We start from the raw sequence: 26,534 nt of genomic DNA, 5'->3' as shown, positions 1-26,534 counted from the left end.
GTTAGTGCTCACGGGAACGCTTCACGATGTTGGGTTGGGCTATCCTAACTTCCGACCTTTCAAGGGCTTCCTGTACGCGTGGGCCGATAACCGCGAGCGACCGTGCGTCGGCCATCCCAAGATGATGGGTGTCGACGTCGACATTCTCGATCGCTCCTGTCACATAGAGTCGCCAGCCGCTGGCGATGATCCGCGGGTCCGCCTTATCTCTCGTGGCGGTGAACACCTGGATGGACCCGGCGAACAGGCCGGGCCGGAATCCGACGGAGATGTCGGGTGCCGCCGCGAAGCTCTCCATAATCGAGTCGACCACATTGTCCGCCAACAGCCCCATCCCCGCGATCTGACCGCGGATGATGCTCGCGACGTCCTCCGGAGTCACCGCGCTGACGGTTTCGTCCAGATCGAACAAATCTCGCCAACCACCTAGAACATCGGTCACATCGCTTGCCGGCGTTACATCAATGTCAATCGGATCCGGTTGCCCGGCGTCGATGCTGGGTTCATTGACGAGGTCGCCCTCGGGCAGCGAGTCCATGATGCCGAGATAGGCGACATGCTCACCCTGGCTCTGTAGCAACGTCGCCATCGCGTGCGCGATGACGCCGCCGACCGACCAGCCGAGAAGATGATAGGGCCCGTGCGGTTGCACGCGGCGAATCTCCTCGACGTAACGGGCGGCCAAGGTATGGGCGTCTGTCACCGTGGGCTCGTCGTTGACCACATGCGGATCCTGCAGCCCGTACAGTGGCCGGTCGCCGATATACGGCGCGAACCCGCCATAGAACCACGCCAGTCCACCTGCCGGGTGGACACAGTACAGCGGCGGCAACGAACCATCACCGCGCAAAGTAATCAAGACGTCGTCGGTGAGCCCGGTCCCCTCCTCCACTCGCTTGGCGAGCTGGCGAACCGTCGGATCGCTGAATAGCCAACGCAATTCGAATGGGAGACCGCGATCGTGCGCCCCCGATACGACCCGGGTCGCCGACAATGAGTTGCCACCCAGATCGAAGAACGAGTCAACGACGCTGACCCGCTCGACGCCGAGCACCTCGGCGAACACGGCGGCAATGGCCTCCTCGACGCCACTCTCGGGCGCGACATACTCGGCGCCGGACTGCTCGAAATCGGGCAGCGGCAACGCCTTTCGATCCAATTTTCCGTTTGCCGTCAATGGCAGGCGTTCGACGATAACAATCTGATCCGGCACCATATAGCCCGGCACAATCTGGCCGACTGCAGACCGCAGCCGCTGGGTATCGGGTATCTCCGCGCCGTCGGTGACAACGTAGCCGATCAATTGCTCTCCGCGGCCGGCCAATTCGACAACGCGCGCCGCAGCCCCGATCACGCCGGGCGAGGTCAGCAACGCCGCTTCGATCTCACCGAACTCGATCCGGAAGCCGCGTAACTGAACCTGCGCATCGCCGCGTCCCAGATACTCGATATCGCCGCCGACTCGACGTGCCAGGTCACCGGTGCGATACATCCGTGCCCCCGACCGATCGTAGGGGTTCGCGACGAACCGCGCGGCGGATAGGCCCGCACGATTGAGATAGCTCTGCGCCAATTGCCCTCCGGCGACATACATTTCGCCAATCATGCCCTCGGGGACCGGCCTCAGCCGCCCATCCAGGATATGGATCCCCAACGACGCCAGCGGCCGTCCGATGAAACTCGGATCGTCGGCCGAAACCGAATCGGCGGCCAGGGCCCGGAAACTCACGTGCACGGTGGTCTCGGTGATGCCATACATATTCACCAGTTGTGCTGGATCGTCCGGATTGTCGTCGAACCAGCGGCGAACCTGCTCGAAACTGAGCTCTTCGCCGCCAAATACGATGTACCGCAACGACAATGGCATGTCGCCGCGGCCCACTCCACGACGTCGGGCCTGCGCGAATTGATAGAACGCCGACGGCGTTTGCGACAACACTGTTACGCGCTCGCGGACAAGCAATCCGACGAACGCATCCGGGTCGCGTGCCACGTCGCGGTCTACGATCACCAATCTGCCGCCGGACAGCAGCGGTCCCCATAGCTCCCATACGGAGAAGTCGAAGGCATACGAGTGGAACATCGTCCAGACGTCATCGGCCCGGAACTCGAAATCGTCTGCCGCCGTGTCCATCAGAGTCACCACATCACGGTGGGTGATCTCGACGCCCTTTGGCCGACCGGTCGATCCCGACGTATAAATCACATAGGCGCGCGCATCGGCGGGCACCCGGACCGGAACGTGATTCGCACCAGATTCGGCGAGATCTGTGACGTCGGCGACGGCGGTGCCCTCCGGAAGTCGATCCCAAAGCTCAAGTCCCGCACTGGAATCATCGGCCACCACCACTGTGGGCGCCGCGTCGGACACAATGAATGCCAGCCGCTCCACCGGGTTGGTGGTGTCTAACGGCAGATACGCGGCTCCGGCCTTCAGTACGCCGAGAATGGTCGCGACCAGATCGACTGACCGAGCCGTCGCCACACCAACCAAATCGCCGGGCCGCACGCCACGCGCCACCAACCCGGCCGCGATCACCGACGACCGATCGTCCAGATCTACATAGCCAAGTGACGTGTTCATCGCCGACACCGCGACCGCGCCGTCATGCGCCGCAACGGAATAGGCGAACAAATCTACGAGCGATCTATTCGCGTTGGCCGTATTGGTCACCGGCGCGGTCAGCGACCGTTGATACTCGTCAACGTCGACCAGCAGCGCGTCGCCGACGGGACGTGCGCTGTCGGCGGTCAATTCGCCGAGCAGTTGGACGAACCGTCGCCCGAACGTCGCCACCGTCGCAGCATCGAACAGATCGGTCGCGTAGGTAATCGACCCACGGGTCGGTTGCCCGGCGATCGACGCTGCCAGCCCCACCAACAGGTCTACCTTGGCCGGAATCTCCTCGATGCCGACCGGCGCGATCCTCAGACCGCCGACATCGACGGCGGCCGATGCGGTCGCGAACTCCGGCAACACCTCCGAGTCAAGGGTCAGCCATACTTGCGATAGTGGAGCGAATGCCTCCGACCGCACCGGACTGGTCGCCTCAACGACGGATTCGAATGGAACGTCGGCGTTGGCCATCGCTTCCAAGTCGGTCGCCCGCACCCGGCCGACCAGATCCGTGAAACTCTCCGCCAGGTCAATCTCGTTGCGCAACACCAACGTGTTGACGAACATGCCGACCAACGGATCGAGCACGGCTTGTCCACGTCCGGCGACGGGTGTGCCGACCGCGATGTCGGTGGTGCCCGACATCCGGGCGAGCAGCACCGACAACGCGGCGTGTACCACCATGAAACCGGAAGCTCCGAGTTCGGCCGCGGTATCGGCGATCCGGACCGCGACCTCGGCGGGTATCTCGAACTCCACCGCGGCGCCGCGATGGCTCGCGACCGCCGGCCGAGGCCGATCGGTGGGCAACTCCAGCACGTCGGGTAGCCCGGCCAGCTGATCGGTCCAATAGGAAAGTTGTTTTCCCACAACCGAATCCGCATCATCGCGACTTCCCAGGACATCGCGCTGCCAGATCGCGTAGTCGGAAAACTGCACCGGAAGGGGAACGAATGACGGCTCGCTACCGCCGCGCCGTGCCGCGTATGCCAATGCCATATCGGTGATCAGGGGGCCCCGTGACTCACCGTCGACGGCGATGTGATGGGCGACGACGGCCAACACGGCTTCATCCGAATTGACTTGCCAGAGCCGGAATCTGATCGGCCATCGGCGCGTAACGTCGAAGCCTTCGGTCACTGCCCGCTCGATCTCGCTCTGGCTACTGACGACTGCCCAGTCGATTTCTCCGGCAACTGTCTGAGCCGACGACGCCGACTGGAACGGCACGCCACCGTCAGCGGGGAACGTGGTGCGCAACACCTCGTGCCGGACGAGAAGATCTATCGCAGCGGCACGCAGGGCGTCTACGTCGAGGGCACCGCTCAGTCGCATGACCGATGGCACGTTGTAGGTCGGCGATTCGGGATCGAATTGGTTGATGAACCACATCCGTTGCTGCGCAAAGGAAAGCGGAATGCGCTCGGGACGTTCGCTGACCGCGGTGACCGGCGGCAGCGCCACACCGCGCTCGTCGGCCGCGGCAGCCAACTGACGAACAGTCGCCGCTTCGAAGACGTCCCGTACCGAAAGGTCAGCGTTCAGCGCGGTGCTCACCCGCGCCGCGACGCGTATCGCCGACAACGAGTTACCACCAAGCTCGAAGAACGATTCGGTGACACTGACCTGCTCGACGCCGAGGACGTCGGAAATGATCTCCGCGACGGTCTGTTCGGTGACGGTTGCCGGTGCGACGTACTCGCCTGCGACGAATTCCGGTTCCGGTAATGCCCGGCGGTCGAGTTTGCCTGTGCTGCCCAGCGGAACGTCACTGAGAACCGACCACATCGTCGGGCGCATATAGTCGGGCAGGCGGGCGGCGATCGACTTTTTCACGGCGTCGAGATCGACGGCGGTATGTCCCGCTTCGGAACCGGCCAGATACGCGACCAAATGCTGCCCGCCATCAGGTGCCGTGACCACCGTCGCGGCGGCATGTACGACACCCGGCGCGGTGGCCAGTGCGGCCTCTACCTCGCCGAGTTCGATCCGCTGTCCGCGCAGTTTCACTTGGAAATCCGTGCGGCCCAGGTACTCGACCTCACCACTAGTGTTCCACCGCACCAGATCTCCGGTGCGGTACAGCCGAGCGCCCGGAGTTCCGAACGGGTCGGCGACAAATCGGTCCGCCGTCAGGGACGGCGCCCCGGCATATCCACGCGCCAGCTGGACACCGCCGAGATACAGCTCCCCTGGCACACCGGGCGGCACTTTACGCAGCTTCGCATCCAGAACGTAGGTCGCGGTATTCCATACCGGGCGACCGATCGTCACAACGTCGGCGACCCGCGTCACATCCGAATACGAGACCTCGACGGCGGCCTCGGTTGGGCCGAAGAGATTGTGAATGCCCACCTTCGGCAATACCGCGTGCACCTGGTGGACGGTCGCGGCGGGCAACGCCTCACCGGAGGCGAAGACCCATTTCAGCGATGACAGTGCGGCGATCCGCTGGGCGTCGACCACGTCGACGAAGACCGAAAGCATCGACGGCACAAAGTGAACCGATGTCGCCGATGTACGCGCCAGCAAATCGACCAGATAGTTGGGATCGGTATGTCCGCCCGGTGCCGCGATCACCACGGTGGCTCCGGCGAGCAGCGGAGCGAACATTTCCGGTACTGACACATCGAAGGTGTACGGCGTCTTGAGCACGATCCGATCCGTTGGGCCCCAAGGATATTCGGCCAGACCCCAGCGCAACCGGTTACTCACCGACCGGTGGCTCACCGTTACGCCTTTGGGCCGTCCGGTCGAGCCGGAGGTGAATAAGGTGTAGGCCGCGTTGTCCGGGTGCACTGGCGCGATTCGATCGCGGTCGGTGATCGGCGGCGTGGCCAGATCAATAGCACTCGATGCGTCAACCGCAATCGTTCTAACGGAGGAACCGCGCAATGCGGACGGCGTAGGCAGTCCGCCGTGGACAAGTACCAGGCCCGCACGAGCGGTCGCCAACATGTACTCGACTCGATCGGCCGGCGCTTCGGTATCCACCGGCACATACTGCCCACCGGCGGCGATGACACCGTGTACCGCGACCATCAACTCGACCGACCGCGGAATACACACCGCCACAGCGCTATCCGGGCCGACACCGGCGGCGATCAAGGTCCGGCCGAGGGCGGCCACCCGCGCGCCGAACTCACGGTAAGTGACATTCCGGTCGGCGAACCACAGGGCGGAAGCACCCGGTGTCGCCGCACACCGCTGCGCCACCGCGTCGCCGAGGGTCTGTACCGGCGTATCGGCCGGCATGCCAACCGACCACGAATCGATGACGTCCCGATCAGCACCGTCCAGCAACGAGATATCAGCGGTCAAAACCTGCGGATCGGCGGTTGCGGCCAACAGAATCTGTTCGAGGCTTCGCTCGAATACGGCGATCCGCTCAGCACTGAAAGCTGTTGCCAGATAAGTGATCTTGATTTCCAGTCCGTCGGGAACGGGAGCTGCGATCAACGTCAATGGGTAATGGGTTGCGTCCGTGGCTATCACGTCGGTGACCGCGAGTCCACCGGTCAACGCGGCGTCGACACTCGAGAGCGACTCGGTATTCATCGGATACGACTCGTATACCGTGAGCGTATCGAAGAGCACCGAATTGCCGGTCTGCGCGATAAGTTCCGGCAGCGTGATGTGCTGGTGATCGAGTACCGCGATCTTGTCGGCGCGCATCTTGTCCAACACATCGCCGATGCTGCGCCCGGGATCGACGTCGACGACGGTCGGCAGCGTATTGATGAACAGACCGGCCATCGTCTCGACACCGTCGAGGTCGGCGGGGCGGCCGGACACCGTCTCGCCGAAGGCAACCACCTGATTGCCGGTCAGTCGGGACAGTAGAACGGCCCAGGCGAACTGCAACACGCTAGACGGCGTGATGTCACGACTGCGGGCAAGTTGCTCGATGCGGTGCGTGAGATCCGGCGACAGGCGTCGAATGTGATTCTGCGGCAAGTCATCGGCGGTGACGCTGGCACCGGCGGCGACCAGGGTAGCGCCATCCGATGGCGCGAGGACCGCCTCCCACGCGGCCAGTCCGTCGGCCCGGTCGATACGGCTGACCCACGCGAGATAGTCGCCGAAGTCCGCTGACGCGTGCTGCCCGGTATGAGTCGCACCGGTCGCGTACAGCGCGAGCAAGTCCGCGAGTACCAACGGTCCCGACCATCCGTCGAGCAAAATATGGTGGTTCGTGATGATCAAACTCGCGGTGTCACCATGTCGCACGAGAACGAACCGCACAAGCGGCGGCACAGCCATATCGAACGGCGTTCGTTCTTCGGCACGGGCAATCGCCGCGACCCGCTCGGCATCGAATTCATCGATCTCCACCACCGACCACGGGAGTTCCACGACGTCGGGCACCACCGCGACGACCGCGCCGCTGCCGGTACGGATATAAGCTGATCGGAGCACGCGGTGAGCTGCCAACAGCCCCTGCGCCGCTGATCGTAGGCGTTCGATATCCAGCTCGCCGCCCAGGCGCAGAATCGCCTGTGTCACATAGGCATCGACTTCATCCGAGCCGGCCGCCGTTATCTCCGCCTGGAAATACAGCCCCTGCTGCAACGGTGCCAGCGGCCAGATGACCGCGCCCGGATACGATTTCGCCACCGCGTCGAGGTCGTCCTGAGTGACCGCCGCCCCCGGCACATCGGACGGGCTCGGACCCGGATCGCCTACGCGTGCGCCATAGTCCACGATCTCGCGTAGTTCCTCATGCCAGCGCCGCGCGATATCGGTGACGTCGTCATCGGTCAATACGCCTGGCGCGTAGGAAAAGTCGGCGGCTAAGACTCGTCCCTCCGGGCTCGCGACGGCAGCGGCGTTGATGCTCAGCGCATTGGGCGCGATCATGGCGCCACGATGAGAACCCGGTAACGCCGGCGCGTCCGGCACCGGCAAGAGTGCGTCGACGAGCCCTTCGGTCTCCGGCGCTCCACCACCGGTATTACCGAGGTAGTTGAATCCGATCTCGGGCAGCGTCCGTGCACTCACGGCGCCGTCAGCGTTATAGCGCAGAATCCCGAATCCGATGCCGTGGTCGGGCGTCGCGAGACGTTCTTCCTTGGCCGCCTTGACAGTTCGAACCGCATCCCCCGACGGATCGATCGACACCGGGGCGATGGTGGTGAACCAGCCGACCGTTCGCGAAAGGTCGGCCGCTCGTCGGGTATCTCGTTCGCCGCGCGCGGCGATCTGTTCTTCGCGGCCATGTCCTTCGAGCAAAATCGACACCGGACCGTCGCGGTCGAGACCGCGGTCGTCCTGCCAACCGCGGACCGCGCGTGCGAGAGCCGCGAGCAGAGCGTCATTGACATTGCCGCTGAAAGCCTCGGGAACCGAGGTCAATAATGCTTCCGAGGTCGCAGAATCGACGAGATGCGACACCGTCCGCGTCGTATGCTGGCGGTCGCGGACGCGATCGAATGCTGTGCCGAACGTCGGGGCCGTCGGAAGCCTCCGTAGCCAAAAACTGGTCTCGGCCGCGCGGGCCTCTACTGAATCCACGAGTAACTGCGCCCAGCGACGCATCGAAGTACCCTCGGGCCGAAGTGAAATCTGTTGTCCGGCAGTATGTTGGGACCACGCGGTCGCCAGATCCTCAATCAGGATCGGCCACGACACCGCATCCACGCTCAAGTGATGGGCGACGAGGACCACTCGTCCTTCTCCGCCCGAGCCGTCATGGACCACCACCGCGTGCATTACCCGGCCAGCGGTCGGGTCGAGCTCCCGCAATGCGGACCGGTGAGCGTCGGCGAGCACATCGAACGGATTCGGGGTTACCGTCTCAGTCACCGCGGCATCGGCATCAAATGCCCCGCCGGCGGTCATCGTCCAGCCTGAATCCGTCGGCCGCAAGCTGGCGCTGGTCATCGGATGGCTGGCGACAACGGCCGCGAGAACAGCCTTGACGTCTCCGGCGGTACCACCGGCCGGCAATCGCAGCACGGTTGACTGCGAGAAGTCAGCGAAATCAGCGGCCGAGTCCGCGTGTTCGATCATCCACGAAGTGATCGGCGTCAACACCAGTTCGCCGGTCGGCCCGCCAGCCAGCTCTTCCAGCGGAACCAACGCGGCAGCGGTTCCGACCGATCGTGCCATCGCACGAATTGTCTTGTGCTCGAATATTTCTCGCGGCGACAAGGTAAGTCCGACCGACTTCGCCGCGGATGCGAGCTGGATCGACATGATGGAGTCGCCACCCATCGCGAAGAAGGACTCGGTCACGCTCACGCGGTCCCGGCCGAGCAGTGCCGAGACTATCCCGGCCAGTTTGCGCTCTGGCTCGGAGTCCGGCGCGACATAGGATGCCTCGGAGGAAAAGCTCACCTCCGGCAGGGCCCGCCGGTCAAGTTTTCCCGCGGGTGTCAGCGGAATCGCGTCGATCAGCACCGTCTTAGACGGCACCATATGCGCCGCGAGACGTTGCGCCACAGCACTTTCCACCGCGTGAATGTCGACATCGCCGCCACCGACCAGATAGGCGACCAACCGAGTACGGCCCGATTCCTCATCGGACACGCCGATCACAACAGCCTGCGCCACAGCAGGCTGATCGGCCAGCACCGACTCGATCTCACCCAATTCGACACGCTGGCCATTGATTTTCACCTGATGATCGGCGCGGCCGGCGAACTCCAGATCACCGGACTCGGCAAGGCGCACCATGTCGCCGGTCGCGTACATCCGCTCTCCCGGCGCACCGAATGGATCGGCGACGAAACGCGATGCGGTCAGACCCGCCCGGCCGAGGTAGCCGCGCGCCAATCCCGGTGCGGACAAATAGAGTTCGCCAACCACACCGGCCGGCACCGGACGCAACCGTTGGTTGAGCACGCGTGCCGTGAAGCCGCCGATCGCGCGGCCGATGGTCACCGGCTTGCCCGGCGTCATTCGAGAGCGGGTCGCCCACACCGTCGTCTCGGATGGACCGTAGAAATTGAAGATCCGCCTGCCACGAGCGCTGAAACGCTCCACGAGTTCGGGCGGGCACGCTTCGCCGGCCGTTGCCAGATTTCGCACGGTCTCCGCGTGGTCGGGGTCGACCGACGCCAACACCGACGGGGTGATGACCATGTCGGTCACTTCGCCCTCCGACAACACCGCGCCGAGCGCGTCGCCGGCATACGCGGCATGCGGAGCGACGACAAGCGTGTGTCCGGCGGCGATAGCCCAGATCATTTCGAAGAATGCCGCGTCGAAACTCGGTGACGCCACGTGGAGCACGCGAGTATCCGGGTCGTCGTCGCGCGCACCGGTCACCTTCGCGTGTGCGGCAACGAGATCGGCGATACCGGTGTTACTGACTCCGACAGCCTTCGGTCGTCCGGTGGACCCCGAGGTGTAGATCAGATAGGCGAGGCTGTCGAGCCGCACCGAACCATTGCGTTCGGTCGGGGCGATCGGCGTCGCGGTTCCCGCCGCCAGCTCACCCAGATCGACCCATTCGCATTCGCCGGCCGGGAATCGATCGCGTAACGCGTCGACGGTGATGCCCAACCGCACCGACGAATCGGAGAGCATGTACGCGATGCGTTCGGCGGGATACGCGGGATCAATTGGTAGATACGCGGCACCCGATTTGATGACACCCCAGACGGCGACAACCGATTCCACCGAGCGCTCGAGTCCCACCGCGATGACATCGTCGGGCGCGGCGCCGCGCGACAGCAATGATCGCGCAACCGCATTGGTCCGCTCCTCGAATTCGCGGTAGCTGAGTTCGACATCGGCGCAAATGATCGCCGGATGAGTCGGGTCCAGATCACGTTGCGCGAGAAGAGAAACCAGCGTGCCGTCCTCGGCCGAACCGGCGGCGAGCGCGGTAACCGCGTGGTGCGTGACCGGCTCGCGTACCGGCACCACCGTCGCGGCGGACTCGCCGACGATATCGATGTCGCCGACGGCCATCTGCGGATCGGCGATCATGGCCGCCAGCACTCGTTGGTGGACCGCGGCGAATCGCGCAATCGTCGGTTCGTCGAATAGCGCTGTGGCGTAGACATATTCGACACTCGTACCGGCCGCGCTTTCGACGACGGTCACCGTGAGATCGACTTTCGCCTCGACATCGGGAGCCGGGCCCGATTCGGCTTCCCCCGACTCCGCGCCGGCGAAATGTGTCAGCGCGATCTGGAAGAGGGGCGTATGCGAGGTTGATCGCTCGGGTGCCAGTTGCTCCACGAGTTGCTCGAAAAGGACATCAGAATTGGCGAATGCATCCACGTCGGTGGCGCGCACCCCGTCGATCAGCTCGGCGACGGTCATTCCCGGGTCGACATGACTACGCAACACAAGCGTATTGACGAACATGCCGACGAGACGTTCGAGCGCGCTGTCGGTGCGTCCGGCGATCGGAGTGCCAATCACCACGTCGTCGGTCGCGGCGAGACTCGCGACGGTAATCGCCAGGGACGCATGCCAAATCATGAAATGGGTGACACCGGACGAACTCGCGAGATCAGTGACACCGTCAACGATCTGCGCCGGAATCGTTGTCGGCAAGCTTGCGCCAGCCGTATCGAGCACCGCTGGCCGAGGGCGGTCGGCCGGCAGATCGGTGACAGCCGGAATACCGGCGAGGGCGCGGCTCCAGTGCGCGAGTTGCCGCCCCAGCGCCGACTCCCGATCATCGGCGCTACCCAAAACCTGTGCCTGCCACAGTGCATAATCCGCGTACTGCACGGGCAGCGGAGCGAGCGGCGGTGCCGTCGGATCGGTGCGACGCAAGTAGGCAGCGAACATATCGTCGACGAAGACCCTGGTGGACTCACCGTCGAAGGCAATGTGGTGCACGGTGACGAGTACTTCGGTTCTGGCGTCATCGATTCGACTGGCACGCGCCCGGATCGGCAGGCTGGTAGTAACGTCGAACCCTTGTCCCGCACTGAGTTCGAGTTCGGCGGCGGTATCCACCACGGCCCAATCCACCAAACCACGGGCCTCGCTCGCGGGCACGATCCGCTGGTACGGCTTGCCATCGACTGTCGGGTAGACGGTGCGCAGGACTTCGTGCCGCTCGATTACGTCGCCGAGGGCGGCCACCAACGCATCCAGGTCGACGTCGCCGGGCAGATTCATCGGCATCGGGATGTTGTAGAGGGCCGACGACGTATCGAACTGATTGATGAACCACATACGCTGCTGCGCCGCGGACAATGGGATGTACTCCGGACGCGGCATAGGCGTCAGCCGAACTCCGCGGCGGCTGCCGGCCTCGATTCGGCCAGCCAGCCCGCGTACGGTCGGCGTCTCAAAGAGATCGCGTACCGACACCTCGGCATCGAGGATATCGGCGGCTCGCGCTGCCAGGCGCATCGCCGACAACGAGTTGCCGCCGATGTCAAAGAATCCCGCGGTGACCGAAATCTGTTCGGCACCAAGTACTTCTGCGAACGCAATGGCCAGTTCGGCTTCGGTCGTCGACTCCGGCCCAACATAGTCATCGCTGGTAAACACCGGATCGGGTAGCGCCCGGCGATCCAGTTTGCCAGCCGAATTCAGTTTCACGTCGTCGAAAGCCACCCAGACCGACGGCACCATATACACCGGCAGCGATTCGGTCGCCGCGACCCGTACCGCGTCCACATCGACGGAGGCCGGGCTCACATAACCCACCAGATGCTGCCCGCCCGCGGGATCGGATGCCACGGTAGCGGCTGCGTGCACCACGCCGGGGGCCGCCGACAGCACCGCTTCGATCTCGCCCAATTCGATCCGCTGGCCGCGTAGTTTCACCTGGAAGTCGGTACGCCCCAGGTACTCGATCTCGCCGGAAGCAGTGCGCCGCACCAGATCTCCGGTCCGGTACAGCCGGGACCCGGGCATTCCGAACGGGTCGGCCACAAACCGATCGGCGGTAAGAGCCGGGGCCGCCGCGTACCCGCGTGCCACCTGCACACCGCCCAGATACAGCTCTCCCGGCACGCCAACCGGAACCATCTGTAACCGTGCGTCGAGCACATGTGTCGTGGTATTCCAGACCGGCGTGCCGATGGTGACCGGCTCGGATACCTCGGTCACATCCGACCACGAGACCTCGACCGCCGCTTCCGTTGGGCCGAAAAGGTTGTGAATACCCACATTTGGCAGAAGCGCGTGGGTCTTGTGCACGACGGCCGGTGGCAGTGCCTCTCCCGAGGCGAACACCCATCTAAGGCTCGTCAGTGCGGAGATCTGCTCGGGCGCGAGAACATCGACGAACACGGACAGCATCGAAGGGACAAAATGCACCGATGTCGCCGAGGTGGCGGCGATCAACTCGGCGATATACGCGGGTTCGGCATGACCACCGGGGCGTGCGATCACCACCGTCGCTCCGACGAGCAAGGGAGCGAACAGTTCGGGGACCGAGACGTCAAAGGTATAGGGGGTCTTCAGGATCACTCGATCGTCGGGCCCCCAACCGAATTCCGCCAAACCCCAACGCAATCGGTTGTATACCGACGCCCTGGACACGGTGACCCCCTTGGGCACCCCCGTCGATCCCGAGGTAAACAGGGTATAGGCGGCGTTGTCGGGGCGGATCGGTGCCAGTAGTTCGGACTCGTCGATCGGCACGACCGAACTGGCAACCGGCACAGTAGAATCCACCCGTATGGTCGGGATACCCACCTGATCGGCCGCGGCAGCGACCGACGGCACCTCGGCATCGACCGCTACCGCGAGCAGCGCCGCACCCGAGCGACGCAACATAAACTCGGCCCGCTCGGCCGGCGCTTCGGTATCGATCGGCACGTATTGGCCGCCGGCCGCGAGGATGGCGTGAATGGCGACCAGCATTTCCACCGAACGCGGTAGACATACGGCGACCGCGACATCCGGCCCCACGCCCGCGGCGATGAGTTCGCGGCCGAGCGTGGCCACCCGCGCATCAAATTCCGCGTAGGTCACACTGCGTTCGTCGTAGCGCAGCGCGTTCGCCGCCGGAATCCGCGCGGTGGACGGCGCGGTCAAACCTGTTGCGGGTGAACCAGTCACATCAACGACGTCACCCTGGGCGACGCGCGCGAGAGCACGGCTCTCGTCGGTATCGCCGATCGGGATCTCTCCGATCAGCGCTTCCGGCGCCGCTGTCACCTCGCCCAACACTCGAGTCAGTCGGTCGAGGAACAGCCGCATCGAGTCTGGCGCGAACAGAGCCGTCGCGTAGACGAGGGACATATTCCACGGGCCATCCGGACTGGTCATCACAGTGAGGGTGAGATCGAGTTGCGAAGTCACCTCCGGTGGTTGCATCGGGGCAACGGTCAGCTCACCGAGCGCCGCTGCGCCACTACTGGCCGACGCTGCCGGGTCGAAGGACAGCATCACCTGAGCGAGCGGCGAGAACGCTTCGGAGCGAATCGGATTCAGTGCCTCGACGACGGTCTCGAATGGAACATCGGCATGTGCGTACGCATCCAGGTCGACCGTTCGCACCTGGTCGAGCAAATCGGCGAATGATCCCGTGCCATCGACTGCGGTGCGTAGCACCAAAGTATTGACGAACATGCCGACGACAGCTTCGAGTTCACGTTGGCCTCGCCCGGCGATCGGGGTCGCTATCGCGATATCGTCGGTCGCCGACAGCCGCGCCAACAACAGGGCGAACGCGGCGTGCAGCACCATGAACGTGGTGACTCCGCGCTGTGCGGCCAACTCGGTGATCCGGTCGGCCACTATCCGGTCGATCTCGACCGATACCACTCCCCCCGCATAGTCAGCCGCCCTCGGGCGCGGATGATCAGTCGGTAGGGAAAGCGCGTCGGGCAACCCGTCCAGGTGGCTGCTCCAGTAGGAAAGTTGTTTACCGACAACAGACTCGGCGTCGTTCGGCGAGCCAAGGACCTCATGCTGCCAGATCGCGAAATCAGCGAACTGTACCGTCAACGGCTCCCAGGCGGGAGCTTGCCGGGCGCTGCGCGCGATATACGCCGCGACGACATCGCGCACCAGCGGTGTCATCGACTCACCGTCCGCGCCGATGTGGTGTGCGACGACGGCGAGTACGTGCTCGTCGTCGGAGACTCGGACCAGCCGCGCCCGCAACGGCCATTGGGTCGATACATCAAATCCCGCCACGACGGCGCGCTCGAGGGCATCGGTAGAGTCAACAATTGCCCAATCGAGCCGAGAGGCGACGTCGGCCGAATCGCAAACCTGTTGCCGGGGAACACCATCGACGGTCGGATAGACGGTGCGCAATACCTCGTGCCGTACCACGACGTCGACGACCGCAGCCTGCAACGCGTCCACATCCAGTCGGCCGGTCAGCCGCAGCACCGCCGGGATATTGTAGGCCGACGATTCCGGATCGAACTGGTTGATGAACCAGATCCGTTGCTGCGCAAAGGATAGCGGCACCAAGTCGGGACGCGGGTCAATCCGCGTCACCGGTGCCAGCGCGGTGCCGGTGATCTCCCCGACCCGCTCGGCCAACGCGCGAACGGTCGGCGCATCGAAGAGGTCGCGAACCGTAACGTCGGCGTCGATTGCGTCGGACAGCCGAGCCACCACCCGCGTTGCCGACAATGAGTTGCCACCGAGATCGAAGAAGGATTCGACGACGCTGATCGGTTCGGTGCCGAGCACCTCGGCGAACACCGCGGCGACCGTCGCCTCCAATTCGGTTCCGGCCGCGACGAAGTCGGCTACCAGGGAGCCGATCTCAGGTTCGGGCAACGCTTTTCGATTGACCTTGCCGGCGGTCGACAACGGCATCTCGTCGAGTGTCACCCACTGGCTGGGCCGCATGTACTCCGGCAACGCGTCGGCGACGGCGTTGGCCACCTGAGCGAGGTCGACGCCAGCGGGGCTGACGTAGCCGACCAGGAATTCGCCGGTCGACGTCCGCGCGACAGTCGCCGCGGCATGCACCACACCGGGCGCTGAGGCGAGCACCGATTCGATCTCGCCGAGTTCGATGCGTTGACCGCGCAGTTTGACCTGAAAGTCGGTGCGGCCCAGGTACTCGATTGCCCCGGACGTGTTCCAGCGAACGAGGTCGCCGGTCCGGTACAGCCGTGCACCGGGCAGGCCCAGCGGATCGGCGACGAAACGTTCCGCCGACAATCCCGGCTGGGCCGCGTAACCGCGCGCGACCTGCGCGCCGCCCAGGTACAGTTCGCCCGGCACTCCGGCCGGAACCACCTGCAGCCGCGAATCAAGAACGTAGGCAGTCGTATTGGCGACCGGCCTGCCGATAGGTACCAGCGTCTCGCCCGGCCGGACCTGATGCCGGGTTACCTCGACGGCGGCCTCGGTTGGGCCGTAGAGGTTGTGCAGCTCGATCCGCGCAAGCCGCGAGACCACCCGTTGCGCAATGGCGGACGGTAATGCTTCACCGGAGGTAAACATGATCCGCAGGGAGGTGAGATCGCTGATCCGGTCACCGAGTACATCGAGGAAGACCGAGAGCATCGACGGCACGAAGTGAGTCACCGTGACGCCGCGGCTGCCGATGATGTCGGCCAGATACCGCGGGTCACCGTGACGCCCGTGTTCGGCGATGACCAGGGTCGCGCCAGTGAGCAAGGGCCAGAACAGCTCTGGGATCGACACGTCGAAGGTATACGGCGTTTTCTGCAACACCACATCACCTGGCCCGATCGGCAACGCGTCCTGCATCCACGCGATCCGGTTGCGGATCGAGTTATGCGACACCGTCACTCCCTTTGGGCGGCCGGTCGACCCCGAGGTGAACAACGTATAGGCGGCATGGTCGGGTCGCAGCGGAGCCGGCGTCGGGGCGTCGCCGGCCGCACGTATGTCCAGTGGCAGATCACCGCTGGCGTCGACTATTCGTACCGGCACGCCGCTCTCGCCCGCCACCTCCGCGACCTCACCCGCCGCAGTCTCGGCGGAGACGAGCAATACACCAGCGTCGGCGATGGCGAGCATGTAACGAACCCGCTCGGCCGGCGCATCGGTATCGATCGGCACATACTGTCCGCCGGCCGCAACGATCGCATGGATAGCCACCAGCATCTCCACCGAACGCGGAATACACACTGCCACCGCGACTTCCGGACCGACACCGCTGCCGATCAACTCTTCGGTGACGGCGGCCACGCGCGCATCGAACTCGCCATAGGACACTTCGCGGTCGGCGAAGATGAGTGCGGTCGCCGCGGGGTCTGGTACCACCGCGTCGCGCGTCACCGATCCATCGGACACTTGATCACTCACCTCGACTATCGCTCACAGTAGTGCCACTTCCTGGCCCCTCGGCGGACTCGGACGACAGCGGCTCGCGGAGCAGGCCGCCGAACTTCGGTTCGGATGTGCCGACCGACCATTCGAGCACCTCGTGCCGCTCGGCCTCATCAATCATCGGGGCATCGGCGACCGGTGCGTCCGGCGAGGCGGTCAGCGCTCCGAGTAGCCGAACCAAACGTGTCACGATCTGCTGAGCCGAGTCTTCGTCGAAGAGATCGGTCGCGTAGACCAGCGACCCCGTCCACACTTGGCCGTCGGCAGCGGTGGCGATCGTGAAGGTCAGATCAACTTGTGCCGGGTCCAGCAACGGTTCCATCGGCGCAACCGATAGGTCGCCGCCAATCGGCACCGGTTCGTGAGCAGCGGGCTGGGCCAGGTTCAGCATTACCTGCGCGAGCGGCGAAAATGACTGCGAACGAACGGGATTGAGCTGCTCGACGAGAGACTCAAAGGGCAAGTCGGCGTTGGCGAACGCATCGAGATCGGTTACGCGGACCTGCTCGAGTACTGCCGCGAAACTCATGGCCGGGTCGATTTCGGCGCGCAGCACCAGGGTGTTGACGAACATTCCGATCAGCGGATCGAGAGCCTGCTGACCACGTCCGGCGATCGGGGTGGCGATCGCAATATCGTCGGTAGCCGACAGGCGGGCCAGCAACACGGCGAGTGCGCCATGGAGGACCATGAACGACGTAACGCCGTGCCGCCGTGCTAGTTCGGCGGTCGCGGTGGCCACCTGCGCCGGGATCTCGAACCCGACTCGGGCGCCTTGGTAGGACGCCACCGGCGGCCGCGGCCGGTCGGCCGGCAGTTCCAGCACGTCGGGCAGCGAGGCCAAAGCCGTTGTCCAGTAGTCCATCTGGCGCCCGACGACCGACGACGGGTCGTCAGGTGAGCCGAGTTCGGCCTGCTGCCATAGTGCGTAGTCGGCGAACTGGATCTCCAGCGGCGGGTACTCCGGAGCATGACCCGCAGACCTCGCCGTATAGGCGGTGACCATATCGGCCACGAGCGGAGTCATTGATTCGCCGTCACCGGCGATGTGATGCAGTACGACGAGCAGGAGGTGTTCGTCGTCGGACACGCGTCGCAGCCGCACCCGGAATCCGGTTTCGGTCGCAACATCGAATCCGGTTGTGGCGGCCGATGCGAGATCGTCGTCGGAGACGACTTCGGCCCAATCAGACTGTGCGCCTACCGAACCCACCTCATGTACCAACTGTGCGGGCGCGCCGTCGACCATCGGGAACGTCGTCCGGAGCGTTTCGTGACGCGCGACCACGTCATCGACGGCCATCCTCAGCGCGTCGACGTCGAGGAGACCCGTCAACCGCAAACCGGCAGGGATGTTGTAGGTCGGCAACGAGGTGTCGAACTGGTTGATGAACCACATCCGCTGCTGCGAGAACGACAGCGGCACAACGGCGGGACGGGGTATAACGGCGGTGACCGGCGGCAGCCCCTGCACACCTATATCTACCGACGCGGCCAGCGCCCGCACCGACGGCTTCGCGAATAAGTCACGTACCGAGAGTTCGGTGTTCAGCACATCCGATACCCGAGCCGCGACGCGCGTCGCGGACAGTGAATTACCACCGATATCGAAGAAGGACTCGATCACGCTCACCCGCTCGACGCCGAGCACATCAGCGACAATCGCCGCGATCACCTCTTCCACGTGACCGACGGGTTCGACGAACTCCGATTCGGTGAATACCGGTGCTGGCAATTCTTGGCGGCTCACCTTGCCCGAATTGTTCAGCGGCATCGCGTCCATCACGACCCACGCCGACGGCCGCATATACTCTGGCAGCGCGGCAGCCAGCGTCGCATTCACCTCGTCCATATCGATCGAGGCGGCAGGCGCTATCCACGCCACCAACGAATCACCGGTCGGCGACTTCACCACGGTAGTCGCGACGTGCACCACGCCGGGCACCGAGGCGATCACCGACTCGATCTCACCGAGTTCCACGCGCTGACCGCGCAATTTCACCTGAAAGTCAGTGCGACCCAGGTATTCCAGTTCCCCCTTGGTATTCCAGCGCACCAAGTCGCCGGTGCGGTACATACGAGCGCCGGCATCGCCATAGGGGTCGGCGACGTACCGATCGGCGGACAGATCCGGCCGGCCCGCATAACCGCGGCCAACCTGTACACCACCTATGTACAGCTCGCCCGGGAAACCTGCCGGAACCGGCCGCAGCCGGGAATCAAGCACTGCGACTTCACCGTTGGACACCACGGTTCCGATCGGCACGGTGTGATCGTCGGGTGTGACACTTTCCGCGTCATACCCGGAGATCTCGACCGACGCTTCGGTCGGTCCGTACAGATTCTCCAACTGCACCTGAGGCAGCCACTGCCGAACGGTGGTCGCCATCGCGGGTGGCAATGCCTCACCGGTGGTTGAGATGATCCGCATACTGGTCAGGGCCGAGACTCGCTCTTGGCCAAGAACATCGAGGAATACCGACATCATCGACGGCACGAAATGCGCCGTGGTGCCACCGGTCCGCGCGATTTCGTCGGCGAGATACAGCGGATCCAAATGACCGCCGGCTTTGAGAATGACGATGCGGCCACCGACCATGATCGGCGCGAAGAGTTCGGCCAGCGAGACGTCAAAGGTATACGGAGACTTGAGCACTACTCGATCCGTGGCATCGATCGGCATGGCGCCGATACCCCACCACAGTCGATTCAGAATGCCTCGGTGCGGGGTCGTCACACCTTTCGGGCGTCCGGTCGAGCCCGACGTAAACAGGGTGTACATCGGGTTATCCAGACGCAGCGGAGCGAGTCGGTCGGCATCGGTGACCTGCGGGGTGTCCAGATCCACGTCAACCGAACAGTCGATGTCTAACACCGGCAGATCGCGTTCACCCGCCACCCGGATCACCTGGGCGACCTCATCTCGGTCGCTTACCAACAGCATTGCCGCACCGGAGATTTCGAGCATGTAGGCGGCGCGATCGTCCGGAGAGTCGGTATGCACCGGAACGTACTGCCCGCCGGCGGCTACCACCGCGTGAATCGCCACCACCATCTCGACAGAACGCGGAATGCACAGTGCCACCGGAACTTCCGGTCCGACTCCGTAATCGATGAGAGTGCGGGCCAGCGTCCAAACCCGTGCCGAGAATTCTCGGTAGGTCACCTCCCGCTCGCCGTACACGAGAGCGATCGCCTCGCCATCGCGCAGTGTCTGGCCGGCCAGCAATTCGTCGACGGTTTGCGGTGCGACTTCGACTACCGGCCCGCGCGACCAGCCGTCGACGAGCGCGCGGTCGGCCGGAACCAGGAGGGAGATATCGGCGGTCAACGACTGCGGCTGCCCGACCACGGTGTCCAGGATCGCGCCAACCGCGTGGACGAACGTCGCCGCTTGTTCGTCGGCGAATGCGGCCGGCAAATACTTCAGAGTGATCGCCAGGCGATCACCCGCGGGTGCCGTGCTCAAATACAGCGGGAAATGGGTCGCATCGCGTGAGTCGACACCACGTACCGTCATCTCCCCTGGTCCGCTCGCCGCGGCACCGGTAAGCGAATCCGTATCGACCGGATAGGACTCGTGTACGAAGAGCGTGTCGAACAGTGCAGGGACACCCGCGTCGACCATGATCTCCGAGAGGCCGACGTGCTGATGATCGAGTACAGATACCTTGTCCGACTGCAGCTTTGCCAGCACTTCGGCGATTGTCGCCGCCGGGTCCACGTCGACTACCACGGGCAGCGTGTTGATGAACAGGCCGACAATGGAACCGGCACCATCGAGGTCGGCCGGCCGGCCGGACACCGCTTCGCCGAAAGTCACCACGCGATTGCCGGTCAACCGCGAAAGCACTACCGCCCAGGCGAATTGCAGGACATTCGACAGGGTGACGCCATGCGTGCGAGCGACCTGCTCGATGGCGGCGGTCGTCTCGGCATCGAGGAAGACGGTGTGGTCCCGAGGCAACGACTGTGCGGTGGCCTCCAGACCATTCGACACCAGCGTCGGCCCCTCGAGCGGGGCGACGATCTCACGCCAGGCGCGCAATCCCGCGCCTCGATCGGCGCGAGCCAGACGAAGAACATGGTCGCCGAAGTCAGTCGACCCCCGGTGCTGGGTAGCGGTATACGCCTCACCTGTCGCGTAGAGCGCCAAGAGATCGGCCAACACCAGTGGTCCGGACCAGCCGTCGAACAGGATGTGATGGTTGGTAACCACCAGGTGCGCACCGTCATCATGCCGGACGAGGACCAGCCGCAGCAGCGGCGGCGCGGACATGTCGAACGGCAAAACCCGTTGCTGATCGGCGATCTCCTCCACTCGTGCGGAAACCTCGTGCGGCTCAACACCTCTCATATCGTCGACGACCATCGGCGTAGTGAGCGCGGGTGGCACGATCGCTACCACCGCGCCGCTATCGGTACGGACGAAACCCGAACGGAGCGCCTGGTGCCGTGCGAGGAGTGCGTCGGCGGCATCGGCCATCCGCTTGGGATCGATGTCGCCGGCCAGATCCACGACAGCCTGCGTGACATACACATCGACCGAATCGGAGCTGGCCGTCCCGGCTTGCCCGGCCGGAACCATCTCGGCCTGGAAGTACAACCCTCGCTGCAACGGCGACAGCGGAAGGACCAGAGCGCCCGGAGCGGCGACTGCTAGCTGATCCAGATCAGGTTGGGTAATCCCAGTACCCGGCACATCCGTCGGTGACAGGCCGACGGCGGCACCGTCAGCGATCTCCGCTGCCAGCGCCGCGAGTTCACGTTCCCAGCGCACCGCGAGGTCGTCGACCGAATCGGCCGTCACAACCCTTGATACATAGGTGAATTCGGCAGACAAGAAGCGCTGACCGGCCGCCACATCGGTGGTGACGTTGATACTCAGCGTGTTCGGCACGAGCATCGCGCCAGACACGGTCGGTGGCAGCGAGGGTGCATCGAGCGCCGGCAACAGTGCTTGGTCGCGTAGTCCCTCGACATCGTCGCCGACACTCGCAGCACGAGCGCCGAAGAAGTTGAATCCGATACTGGGCAACCGACGTTCACGTAGAGCGGGGTCGTTGGCGAGGTAGCGGAGGATACCGAATCCGGCCCCCGCACTCGGCCGGCCCAGACGTTCTTCCTTCGCCGCCTTGACCGTAGCGATTCGACTGCCGGACGTGTCGATGACCATCGGCGAAATCGTCGTGAACCAGCCGACCGTACGCGAGAGATCAGCAGCTAAGTCGTCATCTCCGGCGATGATTCGCTCGTCGCGGCCATGACTCTCCACTTGAATATAGATGTCGGCTTCGTCGTCAATTTCGTTGTCGCGCTGCCACGATCGGATCGCCCGGGTCAGTGCGGCGAGTAGCACATCATCGGCGCTACCCCCGAATGCTTCGGGCAATTCCGTGAGAACGTCCTCGGTAACCGCGGCATCCATCCGGAAAACGCGAACCTCGGTCTCACCGAGTCGGTCCGCAGCCGAGCCGGCGTCTTCGATTGGCAACGCGCTCAACGGCGTTGGCCGCTCGGGTAGACGAGCGAGCCAATAGCTCACCTCGTCTGCCCGCGCATCGACCTGGGCATCGACGGCTGACAACCAGGCTCGCGCCGAGGTCGCCTCGGGGCGGAGTTCGATAGGGTCGCCAGCTGAGGACTGCGTCCATGCGGTTGCGATGTCCTCGATCAGGATCGGCCACGACACAATGTCGACGCCGAGGTGGTGCACGGCCAGGACGACCCGCTTGGCACCATCGGCATCCGCGACGAGCACGGCGGCGACCAGTTGTCCCGCAGCGGGATTCATCCGCGCCAGCGCGGAAGCATGCGCGTCGCGCAGATCGTCGGCGAACTCGTCTTCGCCGATGAGGGCACCGGACATCACAGCGGTGACCGACTGACGCGGCGCGAATTCGTTGCCGGCCCGCATGCGCGGAGCACCGTCTTCGATCTCCAGTGACGCGGTCAGCATCGGGTGCACCGCGACGACCGCACCGATGATGTCGCGCAGGACCGACAGGGTCAGCGCTTCGGGCGCCGCGAACACCATCGACTGCGAGAAATCGGCGTAATCGGTTGGTGCGGTGGAATGTTCGATCATCCACGCCGCAATCGGGGATACCGCGATATCGCCGCGCGGACCGTCGACCGGCTCGGGCACCAGGGTCCGGTTTTCCCCCACGGCGGCGGCCTGCGCCATTTCACGGACCGTTCGGTGCTCGAAGATCTGTCGCGGGGTCAACGTGATACCGGCTGCTTTGGCAGCAGATGCCAACTGAATCGACATGATCGAGTCGCCGCCGAGGGTGAAGAACGACTCCGTGACACTGACCTCGTCGCGGCCGAGCAGGGTGGCGACAATGCGCTCGAGTTGGTGTTCGGCCGCAGTGGCGGCCGAGACAACGTCGACCTGCGCGGGCGCGTCGGCAGTCGGCAATGCCGCCCGGTCCAGTTTGCCGGCCGGTGTCAGCGGTAACTCGTCGATAACGACGAATTGTGCGGGCACCATATGACCGGCAAGCCGTTGGCGCGCACCGGCGGTAACCTCGGCGACATCGACGTGTGCACCCACGAGATAGCCAACCAGCCGGGTCCGGTCCCCATCGGAAACACCGAGGACCACGGCCTGCTCCACACCGGCCTGATCGGCGAGCACGCTTTCGATTTCGCCAAGTTCGACGCGCTGTCCGTTGATCTTCACCTGATGATCGGCCCGGCCCGCGAATTCCAGATCGCCGGATGCGTTGTATCGCACCATATCTCCGGTCGCATACAACCGAGAGCCGTTAGCGCTGAACGGATTGGCGACAAATGTCGTCGCGGTCAACCCCGCTCTGTGCAGATACCCGCGAGCCAACCCGTCGGCGGCGAGATACAACTCGCCGACCACTCCCTGCGGAACCTCGTGTAGCCGGGCATCGAGTACATAGGTCTCGAAACCGCCGATGGCTCGACCGATTGTGACCGGGCTATTTAGCAGCATACGACTACGGGTCGCCCAGACCGTGGTCTCGGACGGGCCGTAGAAGTTGAACACCCGGCGACCGTGGGCCGCCCAGCGTTCTACTAGTTCGGGCGGGCAGGCTTCACCCGCGGTCGCCAGATTGCGAACCGACTTGACGACGGACGGATCGAGCGATGCGAGTACCGACGGCGTAATGACCATGTCGGTAACGCGTCCGGTGGTCAGGACGCGTTGCAGAGCGTCACCGGCGTAGTCATTCGCCGGTGCCACCACTAATGTGTGGCCCGCTCCGATCGCCCAAATCATTTCGAAGAACGACGCATCGAAGCTCGGTGAGGCCAGATGCAGGATCCGGGTGTCCGGCCCGTCCTCGCGGGTTCCCGATACTTGAGCGTGCGCCGCCATCAGGTCGGTGATGCCACGATTGGACACCGCGACCGCCTTCGGCCGGCCGGTCGAACCCGACGTGTAGATGAGGTACGCGAGGTTGTCCAGGGTGATCGAACCATTGCGCTCAGCCGGATCGATTTCGGCCGAATCACGATCCGTCGCTTCCAGATCCACGAGATCGAGCCAGGTGCATTCGGACTGCCCCAGCTGGTCCCGGATAGCTCCGACGGTGATACCCAACCGTACCGCCGAGTCGGCGATCATGTATTCGATGCGTTCGGCGGGATAGCCGGGATCGATCGGGACGTAGGCGGCACCGGATTTGATGACACCCCACACCGCGGTCACCGACTGGACCGACCGCTCCACGGCGACCGCGACGACGTCGTCGGGGCGCACTCCCCGGGCGATCAGTTCGCGCGCGACGATATTGGTGCGCTGCTCGAATTCGCTATACGACACGGTCTCGTCGCCGCAGATCAACGCGGGATGAGTCGGGTCGAGTCTGCGTTGGTGCAGATGGTGCACGAGCGTGCCCTGCGCGCTGACTGCTCGCGGCGCGCTCGCCGGCGACGACACCGGAATCGAAGCCCGCACCGAAGGCTCGGCAAGTGCTATGTCGCCGATCGGAATCGAAGGTTGGGTCACCAGCGCTTCGAGCACCCGGGACCAGACCGATGCGAAGCGCTTGACCGTCGACTCATCAAATAGCGCTGTGGCGTAGGAGAACTCCACGGAGGTGCGATCGGCGGACTCATGCACGCTGACCGCCAGGTCGACCTTCGCCTCGGCGGTACCCAAGTCGAGTATCGGTTCGACCGACACACCGAGGTCGGCTAGATCGATCGGACCTGAATCCAACGCACCGGTGGTGTGGGTCAACGCGATCTGGAACAGCGGCGCGTGCGCTGTCGAGCGTTGGGGCGCAAGAGCATCGACCAGCTGCTCGAAATGCACGTCAGCGTGGGCGAAGGCGTCGAGGTCGGTCGTGCGAATAGCCGAAAGTAGTTCGGCTCCTGTGCATCCGGGCGTCGCGGGCGTCCGAAGCACCAGAGTATTCACGAACATGCCCACCGCACGATCGAGCGCCGCATCGGCGCGACCGGCGATCGGCGCGCCGATCACCACGTCGTCGGTCGAAGCCAGCCGCGCGACCGTAATTGCCAGCGCGGTGTGGAACACCATGAAACCGGTGGCGCCATGTTCGGCGGCAAACGCCGGAATCTTCTCGGCCAGAACGGGATCGACGTCGACCCGCAGGCTCCCGGCCGCAGGATCGAGCACCGCGGGACGGGGCCGGTCCATGACCAGATCGGTGACATCGGGAAGTCCGTCGAGGGTATCGAGCCAATACCTGTGCTGTCGAGCGATCTCCGATTCTGGGTCATCCATCGACCCGAGCGCGGTGTTCTGCCACAACGCGTAGTCTGCGTATTGCACCGGCAACGGCGCGAACTGCGGCACGTCGGCGGTGGCGCGGGCGGCGTAGGCGGTCACCAGATCGGTAATGAGTACCTGCATCGATTCACCGTCGAAGGCGATGTGATGTGCCACGAGCACGATCTCTACCGCGTCGCCGTCCTCGTAGAAGGCCCCGCGGATCGGCAGCTGCGTGCTCACGTCGAACCCGCGTGCTGCCGTGTCGGCGAGGTCCGAACGTCGCGTCGCGCGGACCCAATCCAGCTGCGCGGCAACCGTATCGATATCGAGAATCTGCTGGTGAGGTCCGCCATCGTCGGACGGATAGACCGTTCGCAGGACCTCGTGCCGGGCAAGGACGTCAAGCAGCGCGGCAGCGAGTGAATCGACATCGATCCCGCCCCGCAGTCGCAACGGCAACGGAATATTGTAGGTGGCCGACTCCACGTCGAACTGGTTGATGAACCACATCCGACGTTGCGCGGCAGACAGCGGGATACGGTCCGGCCGTGGCTGCGGCGTCAGCCGCGCAACGGTGCGGCTGCCGCTCACGATACTGGCGCCGAGTCCACGAACGGTCGGAGTATCAAACAGATCTCGCACCGACACGTCAGCGTCGAGGCGATCGGCGAGACGCGCGACCACTCGGGTACCAGCCAGCGAGTTACCACCGAGATCGAAGAACGATGCCGTCGCACTGACCTCATCGATTCCGAGGATATCGCCGAAGACCTGGGCGATGACCCGCTCGGTTTCGGTTTCGGCACTGACGAATTCCTCACTCGCGGCGGCGGTTTCGGGCTCGGGCAACGCCTTCCGGTTGACCTTGCCCGCCGTACTCAACGGCATGGCGTCGAGCAGCATCCACCGCGTCGGACGCATGTATTCGGGTAATGCCTGTGCCACAGCCGAATCCAGCACGGCCACATCGATACTCGCCGGACTCACATAGCC

At 64.4% G+C, this 26,534-nt stretch carries 1 protein-coding gene and 1 pseudogene; both read right to left on the bottom strand.

Annotated elements, in window-relative coordinates; all coding sequences use genetic code 11:
* Position 1 precedes the first annotated feature (1 nt).
* The gene (locus GOEFS_RS16910; protein ID WP_007319160.1) at positions 2 to 16,795 is read right to left on the bottom strand and encodes a non-ribosomal peptide synthetase; all 16,794 of its coding nucleotides are present in this window, start codon (positions 16,793 to 16,795) and stop codon (positions 2 to 4) included.
* Positions 16,788 to 26,501, bottom strand: a pseudogene (locus GOEFS_RS16905) (amino acid adenylation domain-containing protein); the annotation flags it as partial. The gene GOEFS_RS16910 and the pseudogene GOEFS_RS16905, both read right to left, overlap by 8 nt.
* Between the last annotated feature and the right edge of the window lie 33 nt (positions 26,502 to 26,534).

It is taken from the genome of Gordonia effusa NBRC 100432 (assembly GCF_000241305.1).
GTDB lineage: Bacteria > Actinomycetota > Actinomycetes > Mycobacteriales > Mycobacteriaceae > Gordonia > Gordonia effusa.
The sequence above is the reverse complement of the archived record's forward strand: the minus strand, read 5'-3'. Positions and strand labels throughout refer to the sequence as shown.